The organism is Plantibacter flavus, from assembly GCF_002024505.1.
Lineage (GTDB): Bacteria > Actinomycetota > Actinomycetes > Actinomycetales > Microbacteriaceae > Plantibacter > Plantibacter flavus_A.
Window position 1 is genome coordinate 1,443,167 of the sequence record NZ_CP019402.1, and the last position, 21,815, is coordinate 1,464,981.

Annotated in this window: 20 protein-coding genes and 1 tRNA gene; 13 read left to right on the plus strand and 8 right to left on the minus strand. The window is 69.5% G+C overall.

From position 1 onward, the window contains the following. Positions 1–54: 54 nt before the first annotated feature. Genes BWO91_RS06810 through BWO91_RS06820 form a run of 3 tightly spaced genes read right to left on the minus strand, consistent with a single transcriptional unit; the run spans position 55 to position 4,149 of the window. Entirely contained in the window at positions 55–849 is a 795-nt protein-coding gene (locus tag BWO91_RS06810; RefSeq protein ID WP_056007527.1) for a hypothetical protein, read from the minus strand. Continuing rightward, the gene (locus BWO91_RS06815) at positions 839–3,250 is read right to left on the minus strand and encodes an SDR family oxidoreductase (RefSeq protein WP_079001976.1); all 2,412 of its coding nucleotides are present in this window, start codon (positions 3,248–3,250) and stop codon (positions 839–841) included. Before BWO91_RS06815 ends, BWO91_RS06810 begins: the two co-directional genes overlap by 11 nt. Continuing rightward, entirely contained in the window at positions 3,247–4,149 is a 903-nt protein-coding gene (locus tag BWO91_RS06820) for a hypothetical protein (RefSeq protein ID WP_079001978.1), read from the minus strand. The genes BWO91_RS06815 and BWO91_RS06820 overlap by 4 nt, the downstream gene beginning before the upstream one ends. Before the next feature lie 79 nt (positions 4,150–4,228). Here BWO91_RS06820 and BWO91_RS06825 point away from each other — a divergent pair, with 79 nt between their 5' ends. Genes BWO91_RS06825 through BWO91_RS06835 form a run of 3 tightly spaced genes read left to right on the plus strand, consistent with a single transcriptional unit; the run spans position 4,229 to position 7,388 of the window. Beyond that, a complete protein-coding gene (locus BWO91_RS06825) occupies positions 4,229–5,026 on the plus strand; it encodes an SDR family NAD(P)-dependent oxidoreductase (protein WP_079001980.1) in 798 nt (265 codons plus the stop codon). Further along, positions 5,023–5,727, plus strand: coding sequence for a lysophospholipid acyltransferase family protein (locus tag BWO91_RS06830; protein WP_071261107.1), 705 nt, complete (start codon positions 5,023–5,025; stop codon positions 5,725–5,727). The genes BWO91_RS06825 and BWO91_RS06830 overlap by 4 nt, the downstream gene beginning before the upstream one ends. Further along, positions 5,724–7,388, plus strand: coding sequence for an FAD-binding oxidoreductase (locus tag BWO91_RS06835; RefSeq protein WP_071261106.1), 1,665 nt, complete (start codon positions 5,724–5,726; stop codon positions 7,386–7,388). Before BWO91_RS06830 ends, BWO91_RS06835 begins: the two co-directional genes overlap by 4 nt. 109 nt (positions 7,389–7,497) lie before the next feature. Here BWO91_RS06835 and BWO91_RS06840 read toward each other — a convergent pair whose 3' ends face one another. The 3 genes from BWO91_RS06840 to BWO91_RS06850 all read right to left on the minus strand — a co-directional run bounded on the left by BWO91_RS06840 (position 7,498) and on the right by BWO91_RS06850 (position 10,084). Further along, positions 7,498–8,529, minus strand: coding sequence for a diacylglycerol/lipid kinase family protein (locus BWO91_RS06840; RefSeq protein WP_079001982.1), 1,032 nt, complete (start codon positions 8,527–8,529; stop codon positions 7,498–7,500). After that, on the minus strand, positions 8,526–9,092 hold the full coding sequence (locus tag BWO91_RS06845; protein ID WP_121289883.1) for a TetR/AcrR family transcriptional regulator: 567 nt from the start codon (positions 9,090–9,092) through the stop codon (positions 8,526–8,528). Before BWO91_RS06845 ends, BWO91_RS06840 begins: the two co-directional genes overlap by 4 nt. A gap of 116 nt (positions 9,093–9,208) precedes the next feature. Continuing rightward, entirely contained in the window at positions 9,209–10,084 is an 876-nt protein-coding gene (locus tag BWO91_RS06850; RefSeq protein ID WP_079001986.1) for a spermidine synthase, read from the minus strand. A 61-nt stretch (positions 10,085–10,145) separates the two neighbouring features. On the opposite strand from BWO91_RS06850, the gene BWO91_RS06855 reads away from it, so the two are divergent. The 4 genes from BWO91_RS06855 (at position 10,146) to BWO91_RS06870 (ending at position 14,784) form a co-directional block, all read left to right on the plus strand. Beyond that, on the plus strand, positions 10,146–11,945 hold the full coding sequence (locus tag BWO91_RS06855) for an ABC-F family ATP-binding cassette domain-containing protein (protein WP_071261101.1): 1,800 nt from the start codon (positions 10,146–10,148) through the stop codon (positions 11,943–11,945). Positions 11,946–12,082: 137 nt separating this feature from the next. Continuing rightward, complete coding sequence (locus BWO91_RS06860; RefSeq protein ID WP_064296485.1) at positions 12,083–12,991, plus strand: MetQ/NlpA family ABC transporter substrate-binding protein; 909 nt, start codon at positions 12,083–12,085, stop codon at positions 12,989–12,991. A gap of 103 nt (positions 12,992–13,094) precedes the next feature. Further along, positions 13,095–14,123 (plus strand): methionine ABC transporter ATP-binding protein, encoded by a 1,029-nt coding sequence (locus BWO91_RS06865; RefSeq protein ID WP_079001988.1) that lies wholly within the window; start codon positions 13,095–13,097, stop codon positions 14,121–14,123. Position 14,124: 1 nt separating this feature from the next. After that, the gene (locus tag BWO91_RS06870) at positions 14,125–14,784 is read left to right on the plus strand and encodes a methionine ABC transporter permease (protein WP_064296483.1); all 660 of its coding nucleotides are present in this window, start codon (positions 14,125–14,127) and stop codon (positions 14,782–14,784) included. On the opposite strand, the gene BWO91_RS06875 is transcribed toward BWO91_RS06870, so the two are convergent. Beyond that, positions 14,785–15,279 carry a MarR family winged helix-turn-helix transcriptional regulator gene (locus tag BWO91_RS06875; protein ID WP_064296482.1) on the minus strand — a complete coding sequence of 165 codons (495 nt, stop codon included), beginning with the start codon at positions 15,277–15,279 and terminating at the stop codon, positions 14,785–14,787. 114 nt (positions 15,280–15,393) lie between these two features. Between BWO91_RS06875 and BWO91_RS06880 the strand changes: the two genes are divergently transcribed. From BWO91_RS06880 to BWO91_RS06890, 3 genes are all read left to right on the plus strand, one after another. After that, positions 15,394–15,465, plus strand: a tRNA-Gln gene (locus tag BWO91_RS06880). Positions 15,466–15,511: 46 nt separating this feature from the next. Continuing rightward, complete coding sequence (gene glmU, locus BWO91_RS06885) at positions 15,512–16,993, plus strand: bifunctional UDP-N-acetylglucosamine diphosphorylase/glucosamine-1-phosphate N-acetyltransferase GlmU (protein ID WP_079001991.1); 1,482 nt, start codon at positions 15,512–15,514, stop codon at positions 16,991–16,993. A 35-nt stretch (positions 16,994–17,028) separates the two neighbouring features. Then, the gene (locus BWO91_RS06890; RefSeq protein WP_064296480.1) at positions 17,029–18,006 is read left to right on the plus strand and encodes a ribose-phosphate diphosphokinase; all 978 of its coding nucleotides are present in this window, start codon (positions 17,029–17,031) and stop codon (positions 18,004–18,006) included. Positions 18,007–18,080: 74 nt separating this feature from the next. On the opposite strand, the gene gndA is transcribed toward BWO91_RS06890, so the two are convergent. Next, positions 18,081–19,541, minus strand: a complete 1,461-nt coding sequence (gene gndA / locus BWO91_RS06895) for an NADP-dependent phosphogluconate dehydrogenase (protein WP_079001993.1) — start codon at positions 19,539–19,541, stop codon at positions 18,081–18,083. A gap of 266 nt (positions 19,542–19,807) precedes the next feature. Between gndA and BWO91_RS06900 the strand changes: the two genes are divergently transcribed. The 3 genes from BWO91_RS06900 (at position 19,808) to pth (ending at position 21,810) form a co-directional block, all read left to right on the plus strand. Then, positions 19,808–20,311 (plus strand): gluconokinase, encoded by a 504-nt coding sequence (locus tag BWO91_RS06900; RefSeq protein WP_240555704.1) that lies wholly within the window; start codon positions 19,808–19,810, stop codon positions 20,309–20,311. Between the two features lie 174 nt (positions 20,312–20,485). After that, positions 20,486–21,100, plus strand: coding sequence for a 50S ribosomal protein L25/general stress protein Ctc (locus tag BWO91_RS06905; protein ID WP_064296478.1), 615 nt, complete (start codon positions 20,486–20,488; stop codon positions 21,098–21,100). Positions 21,101–21,228: 128 nt separating this feature from the next. Beyond that, entirely contained in the window at positions 21,229–21,810 is a 582-nt protein-coding gene (gene pth / locus BWO91_RS06910) for an aminoacyl-tRNA hydrolase (RefSeq protein WP_079003868.1), read from the plus strand. Positions 21,811–21,815: the final 5 nt, after the last annotated feature.

Consider the following 21,815-nt stretch of genomic DNA (forward strand, 5'->3'; position numbering starts at 1 on the left):
CGAAGCAACCCCGGTCGGAGATCCGACCGGGGCTGCTGTCCGAGGTGGTGCGGTTCAGGCAGCGACGCCGCGCACGCGGAGCGAGTTCTCGATGATCGTGAGCCCCTCCATGCCGGGGAGCTTCGCGATGTGCCCGTCGATGCGGCGCACCTCGGCCAGGCCGTCCTCGTCGCCGAAGAGGTGTCCCATGACGTGCGTGACCTCGGAGTCGGGCATGACGCCGGAACCGACGGGGCCCCACACCTTGCGGAGGAGGAACCGGGTGAGTCGACGGGCGCTCTTCGACGACTCCAGGCGTGCCCTGGCCTGGCTCGCGTAGAACGCCACGTGACGGGTCTCCTGCTTCGCGATCCGCTTGAGGAGGACCGAGAGCACCGGGTGCCGCTCCAACTGTGCGAGGCGGGTGTACGCGGCGGTCGCTGACCACTCGTTCGCCGCGCCCCAGCTCATGTGCACCGCGATGAAGTCGGTGCCCACGAGGTTGCCGAGGATCGACTGCTTGATGGGGTCGAGGCGGTCCTTCCAGCCGAGCTTCAGGCGCGTCGCCTTGAGCTCGTCGAAGTCGACCGTGATGTCGTGGGCGGCTAGGACGGCGGCGAGCGCCTCCCCGTGCCAGAACTCCTCACGGTTCCACATCGTCATGAACGCGCCGACCTCGTCGTCCTCATGGGACGGCGTCATGAGCATGTCGCGCAGGTAGCAGACCGTGTGGTACTCGATGTCGCACATGTAGCGCAGGCTGCGCAGGGTGGAAGCGGGGAGCGGGTTCGTCTTGAACTCGTCGAAGTCGAGGTCGCTCCAGTTCACCGAGACACTCGTCTCGGTGAACTTGTCGATGTCAAACGCCATGTGCGGTGGGGCGGTCGGGGATCGTGTCCTCGGCCGTCCGCTCTCCTCTCGGCTGTGCGGGGCGCGGTGCGCGGGTCAGTTCGTCTTCGGAGCGGACGCCTCCGGTGGTTCGTGCCCATTCTCGCACCGTCCACCGCCCGGCCTGCGCCAGCTTGTACAGGGTGTGGTCGGGGTTGACGGCGACCGGGTTCCCGACCAGCTGCAGCCAGGCGGCGTCCGCGTGGGAGTCGCCATAGCCGTAGGAGTGCGCGAGGTCCATGCCGTGCTGCTCGGCGTACTGGGTGAGCCAGGCGCCGCGCGCTTCGTCGACGAGCGGCGGGCTGTCGAGGTAGCCCGTGAGGCGTCCGTTCTCGGCGTGCATCGCCCCGGCCACGACCTCGTCGAAGAACGGTTCGAGCGGAGCCGTCATGAGGTCGATGGTGCCGGTGACGAGGATCGTCCGGTGACCGGCTGCCCGGTGCGCGGCGATCTGCTCGAGCGCCTGGGGGAGGAGGCGGGACCGGACGGCCTTGCCGAAGCCGCCCCGGACGATCTTCTCGAGCTGCGCCACGTCGACGCCCTCGTAGCGACGCATGAACGTGCGGATGAACTCACCGCGGTCGCGGAGTTCAGCACCGATGTACCCCGGCATGGACGCGCCGAGTGCAGCGATCTCGATGGGCCAGCGCGACCGCGAGGTCGCGGCGAGCCGCAGCCAGAGGTACTGCTCGATGAGGTTCCAGGCGAGCACCGTGCCCTCGAGGTCGAACACCGCGAGGACGTCGTCGCGCACGGGCAGGATCTTCTGCTGCTTCGCGGCGCCCGCCTTGCGGTTGGCGAAGGCGCGGGTCAGGGTCGTGACGGCGGGGAAGTGGATGCGCTGGAAGTAGTCGTCCCAGTCGATCGTCGTGACGTCGAACCCGCGGTCCGCCTGCTGCTCGGGCGTCAACGAGGCGTGCAGGGCACGGGTGCGCTGGTCGTCGAAGACGATCTCGCTCTGCACGTAGGAGCGGTAGAGCCCGGTGAAGTCGCGGAGCGAGCCGAGGTCGCTCGACGCCTTGCGGATCCGGTCCTGCCACCCGCGGGTGGTCGCGTTCGCCGGCAGGTGGGAGACGACCCGGCCGGCAGCCGTTGTCGCCTTCTGCCGCCGGTCGATGGAGCGCTCGATCGCGCGCCCGCCGGGGAAGTTCCAGGTCGGCACGCTGATGTCGCCGGCGTCCGCCGGGATCGGGTGCTCGGTGAAGTAGCTGTGCACGTTCGCGTACATCTTGTGGAACGGCAGCGGGTTGCTGGCTCCTGAGCTCACGTGGAAGTAGCGCGCCGCAGCCGGCTCCGGCGGGGTCTGCGCAGCAGCGAGGATCGCGTTGACGACGAAGTCGACGGGGATGATGTCGAGCACGCTGTCGGGGAGGCCCGGGAAATCGGGCAGCTGCCCGCGGCCGTAGGCGATGATCAGCGGGTCGGCGACCTTGTAGCCGTCGATCCAGCCGGGGAAGGGGTGCGCGAGCGCGCTCTCGATGATCGAGGGGCGCACGACGGAGAGTCGGTTGCCCTCGCCGGCCCAGCGCTCTTCGGCGACCCGCTCGGCCATGGCCTTCGTGAAGGTGTAGACGTCGGTCCAGCCGAGGCTCTCGGCGCGTGCGCGGCCGTGGGCGACGAGTCGGGCGTCGACCCAGGCGATGCGTGCGGCCTCGGCGGCGTTCGAGACGGCCTGGGGGCCGGCCTTGCCGTGCTCGCGGCGGGCGGTCTGCATGAGCTTGCGCAGGACCTCCGGACGACGGGACGACTCCTCGGTGCGGACGCGCGCCGAGCGGGCTGCCTCGGCCTCGACGCGCCAGTCGACGTCGTGTGCGAGGCTGCGTTCCGGCTGGATGCCCTTCCGGGTGCCACCGACGTAGGCGGTGGAGACGTGGACGACGTGCGGGGTCGCGCCGCTCTTCGCGAGCGCCGCGTACAGCGTGGTCGCTCCGCCGACGTTCGTGGCGAAGGCCTCGTCGATCGGCGGGTCGAAGGAGACGGTCGACGCGCTGTGGATGACGACGTCGAGGTCGGCCGGCAGTGCCATCTCGTCGAGGCCACCCTCGATCACGCTGACGCGTTCGGCCACGATCGCCGCAGCGGCTTCGGCGCCGACGCGTTCGCGCCAGGCCTTGAACACCGGCTTGCGGAGCAGGGTCTGGAGACGGTCGCTTCCGCGCACCGACCCCTTCTTCCGGATGAGCAGGCTGACACGGGTGGTCGGGTGATCGGCGAGCAGGCGCTCGAGCACCGCCTGACCGAGGAAACCGGTTCCACCGGTGACGAGCACGTGCGCGCCGTCGAGGGCGTCCGGGGCGGTGGCGGGCTGCTCAGCGGCCGGCTGCTGAGCCTCGGGCTCCTGCGTGTCGGGCTGCTCGGCGTCTGGCGTGGGGGTGTCGGTCATCGGTTCTCCTCGAGGCTGCCGCGGCGTCCGCGGCGGGCGAGTCTTGCGGCGAGATGGAGGCCCGACTGACCGGGCAGCGCGTCGATCGACGCGTCGATGCCGAGGACGGCGGGGTCGCTCCAGGTGGCGGTACTGCGGAACACGAGCGCGGCGAACCGTGCCGTCTGTCGGGGGCCGTTCGCATCGGAGCCGGTGGGCCACACGGCGTTCCGGATGCGGCGACGGGTGATGCCCTGCGCACGGGGCGACGCGGCGAGGCGGTCGCTCGCTTGTGCGGTGAAGAATTCGAGGTGCCTGGCCTTCGTCTCGAGGATCTCGTCGACGAGGCGGTCGAGCACGGGGTGCGGCTCGCGCTCGCGCACCGTGCGGTACGCCGCGTGGGTGATGAGGTCGTCGATCGTCCCGATCGTCATGTGCCAGGCGATGATGTCCTCGCCGAGCACGTTCGCGACGAGGGCCTGACCGATGGGCGCGAAGCGGTCGCGCACGCCGTGGACGGTGCGGCGGAGACCCGTCGAACGCGTCTTGTCGCGAGGGGTCCCGTTCGCCTTGAGCACGGTGTCGAGGGTGTCGGTGATCCAGTACTTCTCGTACGCCCAGGTGATGAGGAACGCGGTGACCCTGGCGTCCTTGTGGGTGGGGGTGACGAGCACTCCGCGGAGGTACTGCATGGTCGCGCGCTCGATGTCCGACAGGGCCCGGAGGAGCGCGACCGTCTCAGCACTCAGCGGCGTTTCGGCGAACGCCTCGGCGTCGATCTCCTTGCGACGACTGCCGACGGCGGACTTCGCGTAGTCGCGGACGCTGAACCCGTGGGCAGGCCGCAGCATGGCGCTCTCCTGCTCCGCGTCCTCGAGGGCTGCGGGTGCTGTTCCGCGCGGCGAATCCCGGTTCACCATGGCGTCTCCGTTCCGTGACGATCCGACCTCATCACTGTAGCTTGCAACGATACGCAACGCGTAGCGTATTCTGATCCCCATGGCTACAGCTCTCGTCACCGGTGGGACGTCCGGCATCGGTGCCGCGTTCGCCACGGCGCTCGCCGGACGGGGCTTCGATCTGGTGCTCGTCGCCCGTGACGTCGAGCGGCTCGAGCGATCGGCCGAGCGACTGCGCGCGACCGGTCGCACCGTCGAGGTGATCAGTGCCGACCTCTCGGACCGCGCCGACGTGGCGAGACTCGCCGCACGGATCGAGGACCACGCGTCGCCGATCGAGGTCGTCGTGAACAACGCCGGGTTCGGCGTGCACGCCCGCCTCACCGATCCCGACACGAGCGAGCTCGACAACGCGATCGAGGTCATGTGCCGGAGCGTCACCACCCTCTCGGGCGCCGCGGCCCGCGCCATGCGGGAACGCGGACGCGGCACCATCATCAACGTCTCGAGCACGGCGGGGTACATCACCACCGGCGGCTACTCCGCGGTGAAGGCGTTCGTCACCACCTACACCGAGGCGCTCGCCGTCGAGCTCGCCGGCTCGGGTGTCCGCGTGACGGCCCTGTGCCCCGGATGGGTCCGCACCGAGTTCCACGATCGCGCCGGCATCAGCACCCGCTCGATCCCGTCGGGTCTGTGGATCGATGTGGACCGGCTCGTCGCCGACGCCCTCCGCGACGCCGGGAGGGGGGTCGTCGTCTCCATCCCGAGCTTCCGCTTCAAAGCCCTCATGGCCCTCGTCAAGTTCGCGCCCCGTGCGTCCATCCGGTGGATCTCCGGCCGGATGTCCTCGAGCCGTCGAGCCGCCAACGCCGCCCAGTCAGGAGCCCGCCGATGACCGCAGAGCCGCGGTTCACCTCCTCCCTCCACGCCAACGCGCGCTTCGTCGCCCAGCGTCTGCTGCTGAAGCCCCTCGTGTGGTCGCTGACCCGCGTGACGGTGACGGGTCGCGAGCGCCTGTCGGGCGTGACCGGGCCGTACATCGTCGTCGCCAACCACCAGTCGCACCTCGACGCACCGCTCGTCGTCGGGGCCATGCCTCGTCGGCTGTCGCGCTACCTCGCCGCAGGCGTGGCGGCCGACTACTTCTTCGACGTCCCCGCCCGTCGGATCTTCGCCGCGCTCTTCTTCAACGCCTTCCCGGTGGACCGCTCGGGCGACCGCAAGCGTGCGGGCGTGTCTCGGCAGCTGCTCGAGAGCGGCGTCCCGATCCTGATCTTCCCCGAGGGCGGCCGGTCGCGGACGGGCGAGCTCGGCCGGTTCAAGCCCGGTGCCGCGGCACTCGCCACACGCCAGGGCATCCCCTGCCTCCCGGTGGCCGTCCTCGGCACCCACTCCGCCATGCCGAAGGGTCGCAACTGGCCCGTCCCCGGACGACCGCCGGTGCGCGTCGTCTTCGGGCAACCGATCCACCCGCAGCCGAACGAGACGCCCGTCCAGCTCATGGACCGCGTCGTCGCCGAGATCGTCGCGCTGCGCGCCTCGGTCGAGCCGGGAGCACACGTTTCGATCGACACACCACGAAAGGAAGCCGGATGACGTCTGTGGAGCACATGAAGTGGTGGGGCTGGGGAGTCGAAGGGGTCGCCTTCGAGCACAGCAACAAGCCGGACTTCGCGCCGTTCGTGAAGCAGGCCGTCGGTCTCGACCTCCGGAAGCCGGCGCAGTCACACCTCAGCTTCGACGAGCTCACCGTCCCGGCGTCCCGTGCGTCCGAGGAGTTCATCGCCGAGCTCTCGACGCTCGTCGGCCAGGGTCACGTGACCACGGACGACCAGGAGCGCGTCGTCCACACCTACGGCAAGAGCATCCGCGACCTGCTGCGGATCCGCGCGAACGACCTGCCCCGCACGCCCGACCTCGTCGTGTACCCGGCTGACGAGGCCGAGGTCGCGTCGGTCGTCGCTGCAGCCGTCGACGCAGACGCCGTGATCATCCCGTTCGGCGGTGGCACCAACATCGCCGGCTCGCTCGACCCCCAGCCGACGGAGGAGCGGGTCATCATCTCGCTCGACCTCGGTCGGCTCGACCGCGTCCTGTCGATCGACGAGGGCTCCGGTCTCGCCACCATCCAGGCCGGTGCGCAGGGGCCCTCGATCGAGGAGCAGCTCGGCGCCAAGGGCTGGACGATGGGCCACTTCCCCGACAGCTTCACGCACTCCACGCTCGGCGGATGGGTCGCGACCCGCTCCTCGGGCATGCAGTCCGACAAGTACGGCGACATCGCCGACATCACCAAGGGTCTGCGGATGGTGCGCCCGAACGGCATCGTGGCGATCCGCCCCGTCCCGAGCGCGTCGACCGGACCGAGCGTCCGCGAGATGATCATCGGCAGCGAGGGTCGACTCGGCATCATCACCGAGGTCACCGTGCAGGTCCACCGGACGCCGGCCGTCCGCGAGGTCCTCGGCTACTTCTTCCCCACCTGGGAGGCAGGGCTCGCGGCGATGCACGAGATCGCGGAGAGCGACGCCAGCCCCTCGGTCACCCGGGTGTCGAACGCCCGGGAGAGCGGCTTCTCGCTCGCGACCCGCAAGGCCAGCACCGGCGTCTCGGCGCAGGTCACCAAGGGGCTCATGAAGGTGCTCACGGCCAGGGGTTGGGACCTCGAGCAGCTGTGCCTCTCCTTCATCGGCTACGAGGGCAGCGCGTCGCACGTGCGATACGAGAAGGGCCTCGTCGGCTCGATCGTCCGGAAGCACGGCGGCATCGGCGTCGGCAAGGGCCCCGGCGCCCTCTACGACCAGAAGAAGTTCGACACCCCGTACCTGCGCGACTTCCTCCTCGACCGCGGAGCCGCGGCGGACGTCTCGGAGACCGCAGCGCCCTGGTCGCGCCTGCAGGAGGTCTACGACGCCGCGAACGACGCCGCCAACGCCGCGTACGACAAGCTCGGGGTGCATGGATGGATCATGTGCCACCTCTCGCACTCGTACCACTCCGGCGCGTGCCTGTACTTCACGTTCGCGTTCATCACCGGCGACGACCCGATCGGCGAGTACGAGCAGGTCAAGTCGGCGATCCAGCAGTCCTTCGTCGACCACGGTGGCACCCTCTCGCACCACCACGCGGTCGGCGTCGAGCACTCGCCGTGGATGGAGCAGGACATCTCGACCGAGGGCGTCGCGATCATGCGCGGCCTCTTCGACAGCGCGGACCCCGGCTCGAACTTCAACCCCGGCAAGATCCTCGCGGACTGAGCCCGGTCGCTGAGTGGTCCTCCGGTCCTGAGTGATTCCTCCGGTTTCTGAGTCGCTCCTCCGGTCCCTGAGCCGTTTCTCCGGGCCCTGAGCCTGTCGAAGGGCGGGCTCAGGGCCGGAGCCGTCCCGATCGCACCGCAGTCGCCGGCAGCCGGACGATGAGTGCACCAGGGTCGACGGTCAGCCGGGCCGCAGAGACCAGGCCGATCCCGTCGCCGTCCGCCTGGAACTCGGCGGGCGGTGAGACCGTCACGTCGATACGGCGCACCCGCAGGTAGCGGAGCGCACCTCCGGCGGAACCGGCCGTCTCGACGGCACTCGGCTGCACGCGGCGGCCCCGCGTCCGTCTGCCCTTGGAGAACCGGGCGACGGGATTGTTCGCGCGGTGCAGCCAGCGCGTGACGCGGACCCCGTCCCACCCTTCGAGGGAGCGCACCATGAGGACGTCGAGCACACCGTCGTCCAGGAGTGCGTCGGGCAGGACGTCGAGGCCCGCTGAGACGGTGCCGCAGTTCCCGACGAACATCGTGTGCGTCCGTCCGCTCCGGATCGGTCCGCCGTCCTCCTTCCAGGAGACGCGGGGCCGATCGCGCCGGAAGAGTCCGCGGATGATCGGGACGACGTAGGCGATCCAGCCGAAGCGGCGCTTGAGCACCGGGTCGGCGTGGGCCACCATGTCCGCGTCGACACCGAAGCCCGACATGACGAGGAACGGGGTGCTGCGCCGGACGCCCTCGGGGTTCCGGTACTCGATCAGGCCGACGTCGACGCTGCGGTCCTCGCCGATGAACGCGGCCCGCACCGCGGCGACCGTGTCGATCGGGATCCCGGCGTTCCGCGCGAAGAGGTTCGCGGTACCGACGGGGACGACGGCGAACGGCGTCCGGGTGTGACGCATCGCCCCGGCCACCTCGCGGACCGTCCCGTCACCGCCGGCGGCGATCACGAGCGCCGCACCGCCCCCGAGCGCCTCCGCGACCTGGTCGACCGCGGTCGACCGCTCGCGGGTCGGGATCCAGCTGGTCGGGCCCCAGCCGGCCTCGGCGGCTGCGGCGTCGACGAGCCTCGTCACGCGCTCGAGCTGGATGCGCGTCGGGTTGTAGATCACCGCAGCGTGCGGCGGGGTGCTGCCTCGCGTCATGCGGCCAGTGCCGGCCAGAGGACGGACAGGACCTGTTCCGCCCAGTCGTCGTCCATGTCGGCGCCGCGGACGAGCTGTCCGAGGACCGCGCCGAGGAGCAGGGTCGCGACGAGCCGGCCGTCGAGTCCGGGCTTCAGATCGCCGGTGGAGATCCGTTCGTCGACCAGGTTGGACAGCGCGCGCGCCCGGTTCCTCGTGAGGTCGCGGAGCAGCGTCGAGAACTCGGGGTCGTCCTGGAGCAGGATCGACGCGATCGTGCCCCGGCCCACCACGTCCTCGATCATCGCCCGGGCTTCGTGGAGCAGCCAGGTGAAGGTGTCGTAGGTCGAGAGGTTCTCGGGGATCTCGACCGGAGTCTCCATGGCGCGGGCGACGGCCGCCGTGAGCAGCTCCGAGCGGTTGCGGTACCGCCGATAGATCGTCGTCTTCGCCACGCCGGTGGTCTCCGCGACCGCCTCGATGTTGACGGCGACCGAGCCGCGCGAGCGCATGAGGTCGAGGGCTGCGTCGAGGATGCGGTCGCTCATCTGCTGAGCGCGGGAGACGCGTCGGGAGACGGGCACCGACCAACCTCCTCCGCGCGACGCCGGAGTCCGGTCGGATCGGTCCATTGCGCTACGCCCACCGTAGCGCAATGGGCTGTGCGCGCATAGGGACGGCCCCGGTGACGGTCCGGTCGTCAGTCCCAGCGAGGGTCGTCCGGGTCGGGGGAGTCCTCGCCGTCGGCGTCGGTCATGATCGTCGCGCCGTCGATCCAGGCCGTCAGGGCGTCACCGTGTAGCTGCTCGGGGGCGGGAGCGCCGAAGAGCTGCGGGTGCGTCACGGCCGCGAGCGGTGCGTCGCTCGCGAAGACGACGACGTTGCCGAGCGGCCCCTCGTCGTCGACCGGATCGAAGTCGAGGACGACGGCGACGTGGGCGAACACGGCTCGCAGCGTCGCCGCCTGGCGTCGCGAGTAGTCGAACGGGCTGCCGTCGAGCAGGTTCACCGCGATCACGCCGTCGTCCGCCGAGCGCGCCGCCACGCGGCGGTAGAACTCGAGGCTCGCGACCCGACGGTGGATCACCGCCGCATCCCAGAGGTCGACGACGGTCACCTTCGCGTCCCGCCACGCTGTGACGTCCGCGCCGGTGGTGGCGGCTTCGTCGATCAGCTCGTCCGCGACGGCCCTGGCGTCACCGAAGCGGACCTCGACCCGATGACCGTCCGGGAGCGGCAGCGCCTCCAGCATCCCGGTGAACAGCTCCGGTTCAAACTCGACGACGAGCTGCGGCGATCCCGGACGCGTCGCCTGGACGTAGCGGGGGAGCGTCAGCGCTCCGGCTCCGAGGTGGACGACGAAGAGCTCCTCGCCCGCCGGGGCCTCGGCGTCGATCACTCGTGCGATGTGCCGGATGTACGGGTACTCGAGCGAGCGGGGATCCACGAGGGAGACCACCGACTGCGGGATGTCGTCGACGCTGAGTTCGTAGCGCAGTGTCCGCTTGTCGAGGAGGGTGATCCGGGCGTCGCGGCCGCCGAACGGCAGTCGGCGGGAACGGGAGAACAGAGGCACCCGTGCAGCCTACGGTGCACGGGCGGTGCTCGACGCCCGGGCCCGGTATCGTTGACCGGATATGGCACACCTTCTCGGCGCTGAAGCGCTCCACCTCGAGTACCCGACCAAGGTCGTCTTCGACGGCATCACGATCGGGGTGAACGAGGGCGACCGCATCGGCATCGTCGGCCGCAACGGCGACGGCAAGTCCACGCTCCTCGGCCTCCTCGCCGGCCGCAAGGAGCCCGACTCCGGCCGCGTGACGGTGCGCAACGGCGTCACGGTCGGCGTGCTCGACCAGTCCGACACCCTCGACCACGACAAGACCGTCGGCCAGACCATCGTCGGCGGCTTCGACGAGCACGAGTGGGCGGGCGACCCGAAGGTCCGCGACGTCATCTCCGGCCTCGCCTCCGACATCGCCTGGGACGCCCTCGTCGCCGACCTCAGCGGTGGGCAGCGTCGCCGGGTCGCGCTCGCCGCCCTGCTCGTGGGCGACCACGACATCCTCTTCCTCGACGAGCCCACGAACCACCTCGACGTCGAGGGCATCACCTGGCTCGCGCAGCACCTCAACCGCCGCTGGTCGAAGAACTCCGGCGGCCTGCTCGTCGTGACCCACGACCGGTGGTTCCTCGACGCCATCTGCACGGCCACGTGGGAGGTGCACGACCGCGTCGTCGAACCCTTCGAAGGCGGGTACGCGGCCTACGTCCTGCAGCGCGTCGAGCGCGATCGCTCCGCCGCGGTCTCCGAGGCCAAGCGCCAGAACCTCATGAAGAAGGAGCTCGCCTGGCTGCGCCGCGGCGCTCCCGCCCGGACGGCCAAGCCGAAGTTCCGGATCGAGGCCGCCAACGCGCTCATCGCCGACGAGCCGCCCGTGCGCAACACGGTCGAGCTGGCCGGCATGGCGACCGCCCGCCTGGGCAAGGACGTCGTCGACATCCTCGACGTCACCGTGTCCTACGGCGACCGGACAATCATCAAGGACGTCGAGTGGCGCATCGCCCCGGGCGAGCGCACCGGCATCCTCGGCGTGAACGGCGCCGGCAAGTCCACCCTGCTCGGGCTCGTCACGGGCGAGGTCGAAGCGACCGAGGGTCGTGTCAAGCGTGGCAAGACCGTCCAGGTCGCGACACTCACGCAACAGCTCGACGAGCTCGCCGAGTACGAGCAGGACCGCGTGAGCGACGTCATCGGGCGGAAGCGCACGAGCTACGTCGCCGGTGGCAAGGAGATGACCCCGGGGCAGCTGCTCGAACGCCTCGGCTTCACGAGCGCTCAGCTCTCCACCCCCGTGAAGGACCTCTCGGGTGGTCAGCGCCGCCGCCTGCAGCTCCTGCTCATCCTCCTCGACGAGCCGAACGTCCTCGTGCTCGACGAACCGACCAACGACCTCGACACCGACATGCTCGCCGCCATGGAGGACCTCCTCGACTCGTGGCCGGGCACGCTGCTCGTCGTCTCGCACGACCGGTACTTCCTCGAGCGGGTGACCGACCAGCAGTACGCGATCATGGACGGCCACTTCCGGCACCTGCCCGGCGGCATCGACCAGTACCTGGAGCTCAACGCCGGGACGGCCGGCAGTCGCTCGCAGGAGCACGACCGACCGACGGCCTCCGGCGGCGGCCCGACCAAGAAGACGCCGAAGCTGAGCGGTGCGGAGCTCCGGAACGCGCAGCAGGAGATCAAGGCGATCGACCGCAAGCTCCACAAGCTCAACGGCCAGATCGAGCAGGCCCACGAGAAGGTCGCGGTCCACGACCAGAGCGACTTCGCCGGGATCACCGCGCTCGGTGCCAAGATCCAGGCCATGTACGGCGAGATCGCCGACCTCGAAGTCCGCTGGCTGGAGCTCTCCGAGCTCGTCGAGTAGCCCACTCGGCGCACGCCGATCCGTCGATCGTCGCTCTGTTCCGAAGTGTTACGCACCGGTTCGTCATCCCTGCTAGGCCGACGTACCGTCGAATCAGCGTCCACCGGCGCGCACCACCCGAAAGAGGAATCACAGCAATGACCTTCTCGAAGAAGCTTCTGGCCGGACTGGCCATCATCCCCGCCCTCGCGCTCCTCGCCGGATGCGCCGGCGGCGCAGGCTCAGGCGCCGCCGCCGAAGACAAGGGCACCGAGGCGAACCCCGTCAAGATCGGTGTCGTCGGCGCGAGCGACCCCTACTGGGAGACGTACAAGGAGGCCGCCGAGAAGGAGGGCATCTTCGTCGACATCGTCGACTTCGGCGAGTACACGCAGCCGAACCCGGCGCTCACCGAGGGCGAGATCGACCTCAACCAGTTCCAGCACATCGTCTACCTCGCGCAGTACAACGAGGCCTCCGGTGAGGACCTCACGCCCATCGGCTCGACGGCGATCTACCCCCTCGGCCTCTACTCCACTAAGGTCGACAGCGTCAAGGACATCAAGAAGGGCGACACGATCGCCATCCCGAACGACGAGAGCAACCAGGCTCGTGCGCTCCTCGTCCTGCAGTCCGCAGGCCTGCTGGAGCTGAAGGACGGCGGCAACATCTTCTCGACGCCCGACGACATCATCGCCGACAAGTCGAAGGTCACCGTCACCTCGCTCGAGGCCTCACTGACGCCGACCTCGCTGCCCGACGTCACCGGCGCGATCATCAACAACGACTTCATCAACGACTCCGGTCTGAAGGCGTCCGACGCGATCGCGGAGGACGACCCGTCCGACCCGAACGCGCTGCCGTACGTCAACATCTTCGCCGCGAAGGCCGCCGACGCCGACAACGAGACGTACGCGAAGCTCGTGAAGATCTACCAGGACACGAAGTCCGTCGTCGACGGCGTCGTGGAGAACTCCGGCGGTACCGCGGTTCCGCTCAAGACCCCGGTCAAGGACCTCGTGAAGTCGCTCGAGACCGTCCAGAAGGACATCAAGGCCAAGGGCTGATCCGACGTTCAGCGCGTTCCTGTGGGAGGCTGTCATCCGCTCCCACAGGAACGCTTCGTCGTTCCACCGCCTCCTGATCACCCGACACACCGAGGACACCCCCATGCCACTCGTCAGCCTCCGAGACGTCGCCAAGCGCTATCCGTCTCCGCAGAAGGGCGCCGCGCCGATCGCCGCGATCGACGGCGTCGACCTCGACATCGAGGCCGGTGACGTCTTCGGGATCATCGGCTACTCGGGAGCCGGGAAGTCGACGCTCGTCCGCCTCATCAACGCGCTCGAGCCCGCGACGTCGGGGAGCATCGTCGTCGACGGCACCGAGGTGACGACGCTCTCGGAGCGCGGCCTCCGCGACCTCCGACTCGGCATCGGGATGATCTTCCAGCAGTTCAACCTCTTCAACTCCAAGTCTGTGCGGAAGAACATCGCGTACCCGCTCGAGGTCGCCGGACGCCCCCGCGCGGAGATCCGCACCCGCGTCGAGGAGCTGCTGAAATTCGTCGGGCTGGCCGACAAGGCCGACAACTACCCCGACCAGCTCTCCGGCGGACAGAAGCAGCGCGTCGGCATCGCTCGCGCGCTCGCGACCTCGCCCCGGATCCTGCTCGCGGACGAGGCGACGAGCGCCCTCGACCCCGAGACCACGCAGGAGGTCCTCGCGCTGCTCAAGCAGGTGAACCGCGATCTCGGCGTGACCATCGTCGTGATCACCCACGAGATGGAGGTGATCCAGTCGCTCGCGACGAAGGTCGCCGTCATGGAGCGCGGCAAGGTCATCGAACAGGGCGACGTCTTCGAGGTGTTCTCCGACCCGCAGCACGCCGCGTCCAAGCGCTTCGTGTCGACGGTCATCAAGGGCGTCCCGTCACCGGCCGAGCTGTCGGTGCTCAAGGAACGACACGTCGGGCGCATCGTCACCCTGTCCTTCCGCGACGGCGACGCCTCGCAGGCGGGCGTCTTCCTCACGCTCGCGCAGGCGGGCGTCGACTTCGAGCTCGTGTACGGCGGGATCAACGACATCCAGGGTCGCGCGTTCGGCCACCTGACGCTCGCCCTCCGCGGCGACGACCAGACGATCGACGGAGCGCTGACCGCCATCGGATCCCAGGCGACCGTGACGGAGGTGCGCTGACATGGACGCACTGATCGATCTGCTCCCGAAGCTCGGCGACGCGACCGTCGAGACCCTCTACCTCGTCTCCTTCAGCCTGCTCTTCGGTGGGATCGCCGGACTCGTCGTCGGCACCGGGCTCTACGTGACGCGGCCCGGCAACCTGTACTCGCACCCGGTGCTCTACGGCGTGCTCAACGTGATCGTGAACATCTTCCGGCCGATCCCGTTCATCATCTTCCTCGCGGCCGCCCAGCCGCTCTCACGACTCGTGATCGGCACCGGCATCGGTGCGAACGCCTTCATCTTCATCATCTCCCTGGCGGCGACCTTCGGCATCAGCCGCATCGTCGAGCAGAACCTGCTGACCGTGTCGCCCGGTGTCATCGAGGCCTCGCGTGCCGCGGGAGCGAGCCGGCTCCGGACGCTGCTGAGCATCGTCCTCCCGGAGGCGCTCGGTCCGCTGATCCTCGGCTACACCTTCGTGTTCGTGGTCATCGTCGACATGTCGGCGGTCGCGGGCTTCATCGGCGGCGGTGGGCTCGGTGCCTTCGCCATCCAGTACGGCTTCCGCCAGTTCGAGCCGGTCGTCACGTGGGCCGCGGTGATCATCATCATCCTGCTCGTGCAGCTCATCCAGTTCTTCGGCAACTGGCTGGCCCGGAAGATCCTCCGCCGCTAGCTAGTCGAAGTCGAGGCTGAGCTTCCGCAGGAGGACGGTCAGTCGGGCCTGTTCGGTCGAGCTCAGCCCGTCGAGCAGGTCCGCCTCGGCGTCGACGAGGCGCGTGATGGCCGCGTCGACCGTGTTGAGTCCCGCGTTCGTCATCTGCACGAGGATGCCGCGGCCGTCGTTGGGGTCGCCCTGGCGTTCGACGAGTCCGCGCTCGACGAGGCGGTCGATGCGGTTCGTCATCGTGCCGCTCGAGACGAGCGTCTGGAGCAGGAGGGCCTTCGGACTCAGCCGGTAGGGGGAGCCGGCGCGACGGAGCGCCGCGAGGACGTCGAACTCCCACGGCTCCAGGTTCGACCGGGTGAAGGCCGCCCGCCGCGCACGGTCGAGGTGGCGTGACAGCCGGGCGACACGGGAGAGGATCTGGAGGGGCGAGAAGTCGAGGTCCGGGCGCTCGCGGTTCCAGGCGTCGACGATCCGGTCGACCTCATCGGTGCTAGCTGGCATCCCACCATTATCGAGGCACGGAAGCCGGTCGGCCTGAATCGGGCGACGGGTGCTGAATCGATGGTCGTCCATCCATGGCAGAATTGACCACGCCGCCCGGCCTCCGGGTGGTGGTCCGCCATAGTGTAACGGCAGCACGGCAGCCTTTGGAGCTGTTCGGTCCAGGTTCGAATCCTGGTGGCGGAGCGACCGATCACCGACCGGGCGAGTCCCGGACCGAGGGGGAGCACACGTGACCGACGACCGTCTGGCCATCATCATCCTGGCCGCTGGCCAGGGAACCCGCATGAAGTCGGCGCTGCCGAAACTCCTGCACCCACTCGGCGGCGTGCCGATCGTCGGGCACGTGCTGGCGACCGCCCGCTCGCTCGACGCCGGGCACGTCATCGCCGTGGTCCGCCACGAGCGCGACCGCCTCGTCGAGGCCATCGAGTCGGAGCTCCCCGGTGCGACCATCGTCGACCAGGACGAGGTGCCCGGCACCGGTCGCGCGGTGGAGCAGGCGCTCCTGGCACTGCCCGACGACTTCGACGGCGACGTCCTCGTGGTCAACGGCGACGTCCCGCTGCTGAACGCGGCCACGCTCACCACGCTCATCGAACGCCACCGCAACCACGACGTCGCGGCGACGATCCTCTCGGCCATGCCCGACGACGCGACCAGCTACGGACGCATCATCCGCACCGAGGCCGGCGCCCTCGACTACATCGTCGAGCAGAAGGACGCGACCGACGCCGAGCGGGCCGTGAACGAGATCAACGCCGGCGTGTACCTCTTCGGTGTGAGCCAGCTCCGCGACGCGCTCGCCGAGGTCACCACCGACAACGCCCAGGGGGAGAAATACCTCACGGACGTCATCGGCCTCCTGCGACGCGCGGGCTCCGAGGTCTCTGCGCTCCCCGTGAGCGACTCCTGGCTGGTCGAGGGCATCAACGACCGCGCCCAGCTGAGCGCCGCCGCGGCCAAACTGAACGCCCTCCTCGTGCGCGCCTGGCAGCTCGCCGGCGTGACCGTCCAGGACCCGGCCACGACGTGGATCGACATCAAGGCGCGGCTGCACGCCGACGTCACTCTGCTTCCCGGGACGCAGATCCTCGGCGCGACGGTCGTCGAGTCCGGTGCGACGATCGGTCCGGACACCACGCTCATCGACACCGAGGTCGGCGCTGGCGCGCGCGTCCGCCGCACGGACGCGACGCTGTCGGTCATCGGTGCCGGCGCCGAGGTCGGGCCGTTCGCCTACCTGCGACCCGGCACGGTGCTCGGCGAGCGCGGCAAGATCGGCACCTTCGTGGAGACGAAGAACGCGCAGATCGGCGAGGGCAGCAAGGTCCCGCACCTCAGCTACATCGGCGACACCGAGATCGGCGTCGAGTCGAACGTCGGTGCCGGCACGATCACCTCGAACTACGACGGCGTGCACAAGCACCGCACGACCATCGGATCGCACGTCCGCACCGGCGCGCACAACACGCTCGTCGCCCCGGTCAGTGTCGGGGACGGTGCCTACTCCGGCGCCGGCACCGTCATCCGCAAGGACGTCCCGGCGGGTGCGCTCGCCCTGACGGTCGCGCAGCAGCGGAACGTCGAGGGCTGGGTCGAGCAGAAGCGCCCGGGCACGGCGGCTGCGACGGCAGCCGGCGCCGCCTCGGCAGCACCGACCGCGGATGCCGTGTCGGACGACGCGGCTGCGGCTGGTAACGTCGACTCGTGAGTGAGGCCGGAGGACTCCGGCAGAAGGCAGGGTCTGTGTCAGGCATCACGGCGGACAACAAGAAGCAGCTGGTCCTCGTCTCCGGACGAGCCCACCCGGAGCTCGCCGAGGCGATCGCGGCGGAGCTCGACTCCGAGCTCCTCCCCACCGATGCCAGGACCTTCGCCAACGGCGAGATCTACGCCCGGTACGACGAGAGCATCCGCGGCACCGACGTCTTCGTCATCCAGTCGCACACCGCTCCGATCAACGAGTGGCTCATGGAGCAGCTCATCATGGTCGACGCGGCCAAGCGCGCGAGTGCCAAGCGCATCACCGTGGTCGCCCCGTTCTACCCGTACGCGCGCCAGGACAAGAAGGGTCGCGGACGCGAGCCCATCTCCGCCCGCCTCGTCGCCGACCTCTTCAAGGCCGCCGGTGCCGACCGCATCATGTCGGTCGACCTCCACGCCGCGCAGATCCAGGGCTTCTTCGACGGTCCCGTCGACCACCTCTTCGCCATGCCGGTCCTCCTCGAGCACTTCCGCGCGAAGCTCGACCCGTCGACGCTGACGGTCGTCTCGCCCGACATGGGCCGCGTCCGCGTGGCCGACATCTGGAGCGACAAGCTCGGCGCACCGCTCGCCATCATCCACAAGCGCCGCGACCCGCTGGTCCCCAACCAGGTCAGCGTCCACGAGATCGTCGGCCAGGTCGAGGGCCGGGTCTGCCTGCTCGTCGACGACCTGATCGACACCGGACGCACGATCGTCAAGGCTGCCGAGGCCCTCAAGAACGCCGGCGCGATCGGCGTCGTCGTCGCGGCCACCCACGCGGTGTTCTCCGACCCGGCGGTGGAGCTCCTGCAGAGCGACGCCATCGACTCGGTCGTCGTCACCGACACCCTCCCGGTCGACGAGGCCAAGCGCTTCGACAAGCTGACCGTCCTCTCGATCGCGCCGCTTATCGCCCGTGCGATCCACGAGGTCTTCGACGACGGCTCCGTGACGAGCATGTTCGACGGCGCCGCGTAGCCCGTCACCTTCCGCTGGTACGCAGAACGCCCGGTCCGATTCGGACCGGGCGTTCTGCGTGTGCAGGCCGCGAGCTAGTGGCTCGAGCCCGCCTGCTCGACCTCACTGCGGTCGCCCGACCAGAGGGTGTGGAACGTGCCGTCGAGGTCGACGCGCTTGTAGGTGTGCGCGCCGAAGAAGTCGCGCTGGCCCTGGACGAGCGCTGCGGGCAGACGCTCGGCGCGGAGGCCGTCGTAGTACGACAGCGACGACGAGAACGCCGGCGAGGGGATGCCCGCCTGCGCGGCCGCGACGACCACGCGGCGCCAGCTGTCCTGCGCCTCCGCGACGGCGTCGCTGAAGTAGGGCGCCGTCACGAGGGCGACCAGCTCGGGGTTCTCCTCGTACGCCTCGGTGATGCGGTTGAGGAACTGCGCACGGATGATGCAGCCGCCGCGCCAGATCTTCGCGATCTCGCCCTTCTTGATGTCCCAGCCGTACTGCTCGGCACCGGCGACGATCTCGTCGAAGCCCTGCGAGTAGGCGATGATCTTCGACGCGTAGAGCGCCTGGCGCACGTCCTCGACGAACTGGTCGGGGTCGGCGACGGTCCACTCCTCGGAGGGACCGGCGAGCTCGCGGGCCGCTGCGCGCTGCGCCGGCTTCGACGACAGCGAACGGGCGAACACCGCCTCCGCGATGCCCGACACCGGGATGCCGAGGTCGAGGGCCGTCTGCACAGTCCACGCGCCGGTGCCCTTGGCGCCGGCCTGGTCGAGGATGACGTCGACGAGCGGCTGCCCGGTCTTCGCGTCGACCTGCTTGAGGACCTCGGCGGTGATCTCGATCAGGTAGCTCTCGAGCGTGCCGCGGTTCCACTCGGCGAAGATCTCCGCGATCTCGGCCGGCGACTTGCCGGTGCCGCGACGGATGAGGTCGTAGGCCTCGGCGATGAGCTGCATGTCGGCGTACTCGATGCCGTTGTGGATCATCTTGACGAAGTGGCCGGCACCGTCGGTTCCGACGTGGGTGACGCAGGGCTCACCCTCGGCGATCGCGGCGATCGACTTGAGGATGGGGCCGAGGGTCTCCCACGCTTCGGCGGAGCCACCAGGCATGATCGACGGTCCCTTGAGCGCACCCTCCTCGCCGCCGGAGATACCGGCGCCGACGAAGTTGATGCCCGTCTCGCGGACGGCCTTCTCGCGGCGGATGGTGTCGGTGAAGAGTGCGTTGCCTCCGTCGACGATGATGTCGCCGGGCTCGAAGACCTCGGTGAGCTGCTGGATGACGGCGTCGGTGCCCTTACCCGCCTGCACCATGATGATCGCGGTGCGGGGCTTCGAGAGCGACGCGGCGAACTCCTCGATGGTCTTCGACGCGACGAAGCCGGCCTCGGGGTGCTCGCTCACGAGCAGGTCGGTGCGTTCGGGGGAGCGGTTGTACACGGCGACCGTGTTGCCCTCGCGGCTCGCCAGGTTGCGAGCGAGGTTGCTGCCCATGACGGCCAGACCGACGACGCCGATGTTGGCGCGAGCTTCGGCGGTGTTCACCATGTGGTTCTCCTTCAGAGTGGGTGATGCGGGAAGCGTTCCGAGTGCTCAGGAGTCGACGGGGCGGCTGCAGGACAGCGGCGACACCCTCGTCGATCCGGGCACGGCCCGTCCTGCAACCGTAGCAAAGGGAGGTGTCGCTCCACCGCTTGATGACCCCGCGTGCGGGTGAGGTCCGAGCGGGCCGTGCGGGCGTGTCCGGTATCGTGCTGTGCGGGTCGGACGAGCCGGCCGACCGGCCAACGGCCGGAGACCGCAGGGGGTTCCGTGTGAATGCACCGCTCGTCGTCGTCATGGGCGTGTCCGGGTCCGGGAAGAGCACGACCGGAGTGCTGATCGCCGACCGGCTCGGGGTGCCCTTCGTCGACGCCGACGCCCTGCACCCGCTCGAGAACGTGCGGAAGATGGCCGCCGGCACGCCGCTCGAGGACCCCGACCGCTGGCCCTGGCTTGCCCTCGTGGGCAAAGCGCTGGCAGACGCCTCGGACACCGGGCTCGTGATGGCCTGTTCCGCCCTCCGACGGGTCTACCGGGAGGCGATCCTCGCGGAGGCGCCAGGGGTGCGGTTCGTGCTCCTCCACGGCTCGCGCGAGGTGCTCGGACGCCGGATGGAGGGCAGGAGCGGTCACTTCATGCCGCCGTCGCTCCTCGACTCCCAGTTCGCACTCCTCGAGGACCTGGACGCCGACGAGCCGGGGTTCGTCGTGGACGTCGACGCCACCGTCGACGAGATCGTGGACGAGGCGGTCGCGGGCCTCAGCGCGGTGCGATAGACTCTCCCACTGAACTTCGGCGAGGGAAGCGGCCCGTGGCAGCTTCCGTGATCGACGCGGTGGTCTGGCTTCCGGCTTTTCCTCACGCAGATACGCGTTCGAGTTGACTCATCCATTCCGCCGCGCACCGTCGCGGCACGACCAACCGGGTGCAAGACCCGTGAGGAGAACATCATGTCCGATGACCTGAAGGTCACCGCGGAACTCCGCGAATCGTTCGGCAAGGGCGCAGCCCGCAAGCTCCGTGCCCTCGGCAAGATCCCGGCCGTGCTCTACGGCCACGGCACCGAGCCCGTGCACGTCTCGCTGCCCGGCCACCAGATGCTGCTCATCCTCCGCAAGTCCAACGCGGTGCTCGAGCTCGACATCGACGGCAAGGGCCAGCTCGCGCTGGTCAAGGACGTCCAGAAGGACCCCGTGCGCCAGATCATCGAGCACCTCGACCTCATCGTCGTCAAGAAGGGCGAGAAGGTCCAGGTCGACATCCCCGTGCACGTCGAGGGCGAGTCCGCCGCCGGCACCATCCTCAACCAGGACGCCACCACGGTGAGCCTCGAGGTCGAAGCGACCCACATCCCCGAGCGCGTCACCGTCAGCGTCGAGGGCCTCGAAGAGGGCGCCCAGATCCTGGCCGGCGACCTCGAGCTCCCGAAGGGCGCGTCGCTCATCACCGAGGCCGACGTCCTCATCGTCGCGATCGCCGTGCCGGCCGCTCCGGTGGACGAGGAGACGGAGGCCGCTGAGGCCGCCGCCGAGGAGACCGCAGCCGAGGCCGAGGCCGCCGAGTAGTCACCACTCCAGCAGACGAACCTGTCGCCCGCCCGCCCCGATAGTCTCGGAGCATGGCAGGCGGCAGGTTCGCTCGGTTTCTGGCCGGTCTCACCGGACGGGCCGAGGCGTTCGATCAGGAAGGCAGCATGGCTGCAGACACGTGGCTCATCGTCGGGCTCGGGAACCCGGGCGAGCAGTACGCCCGCAACCGGCACAACGTCGGGCAGATGGTCCTCGACGAGCTCGCGAAGCGCATCGGCGGGACCTTCAAGACCCACAAGGGCAACGCGCGCGTGGCTGAGGGGCGTCTCGTGCCCGGCGGCCCGAAACTCGTGCTCGGCAAGCCCAACAGCTACATGAACCTCTCCGGCGGCCCGACCGCTGCGCTCGCCCAGTTCTTCTCCGTCGACCCCGACCATGTCATCGCCGTCCACGACGAGCTCGACATCCCGTTCGACTCGATCAAGCTCAAGCAGGGCGGCGGGCACGGTGGGCACAACGGCATCCGCGACATCGCCTCAGCGCTGAAGACCCCGGAATTCCTGCGGGTCCGGGTCGGCATCGGGAGGCCGCCGGGCCGCCAGGACGCCGCCGACTTCGTCCTCAAGGACTTCGCGGGAACGGAACGGGAGCAGCTCCCGATGCTGATCTCGGACGCCGCGGACGCGGTCGAACTCCTCCTGAACGAGGGCCTGTTGGCTGCACAGACCCGGTTCCACGGCGCCTGACGCCC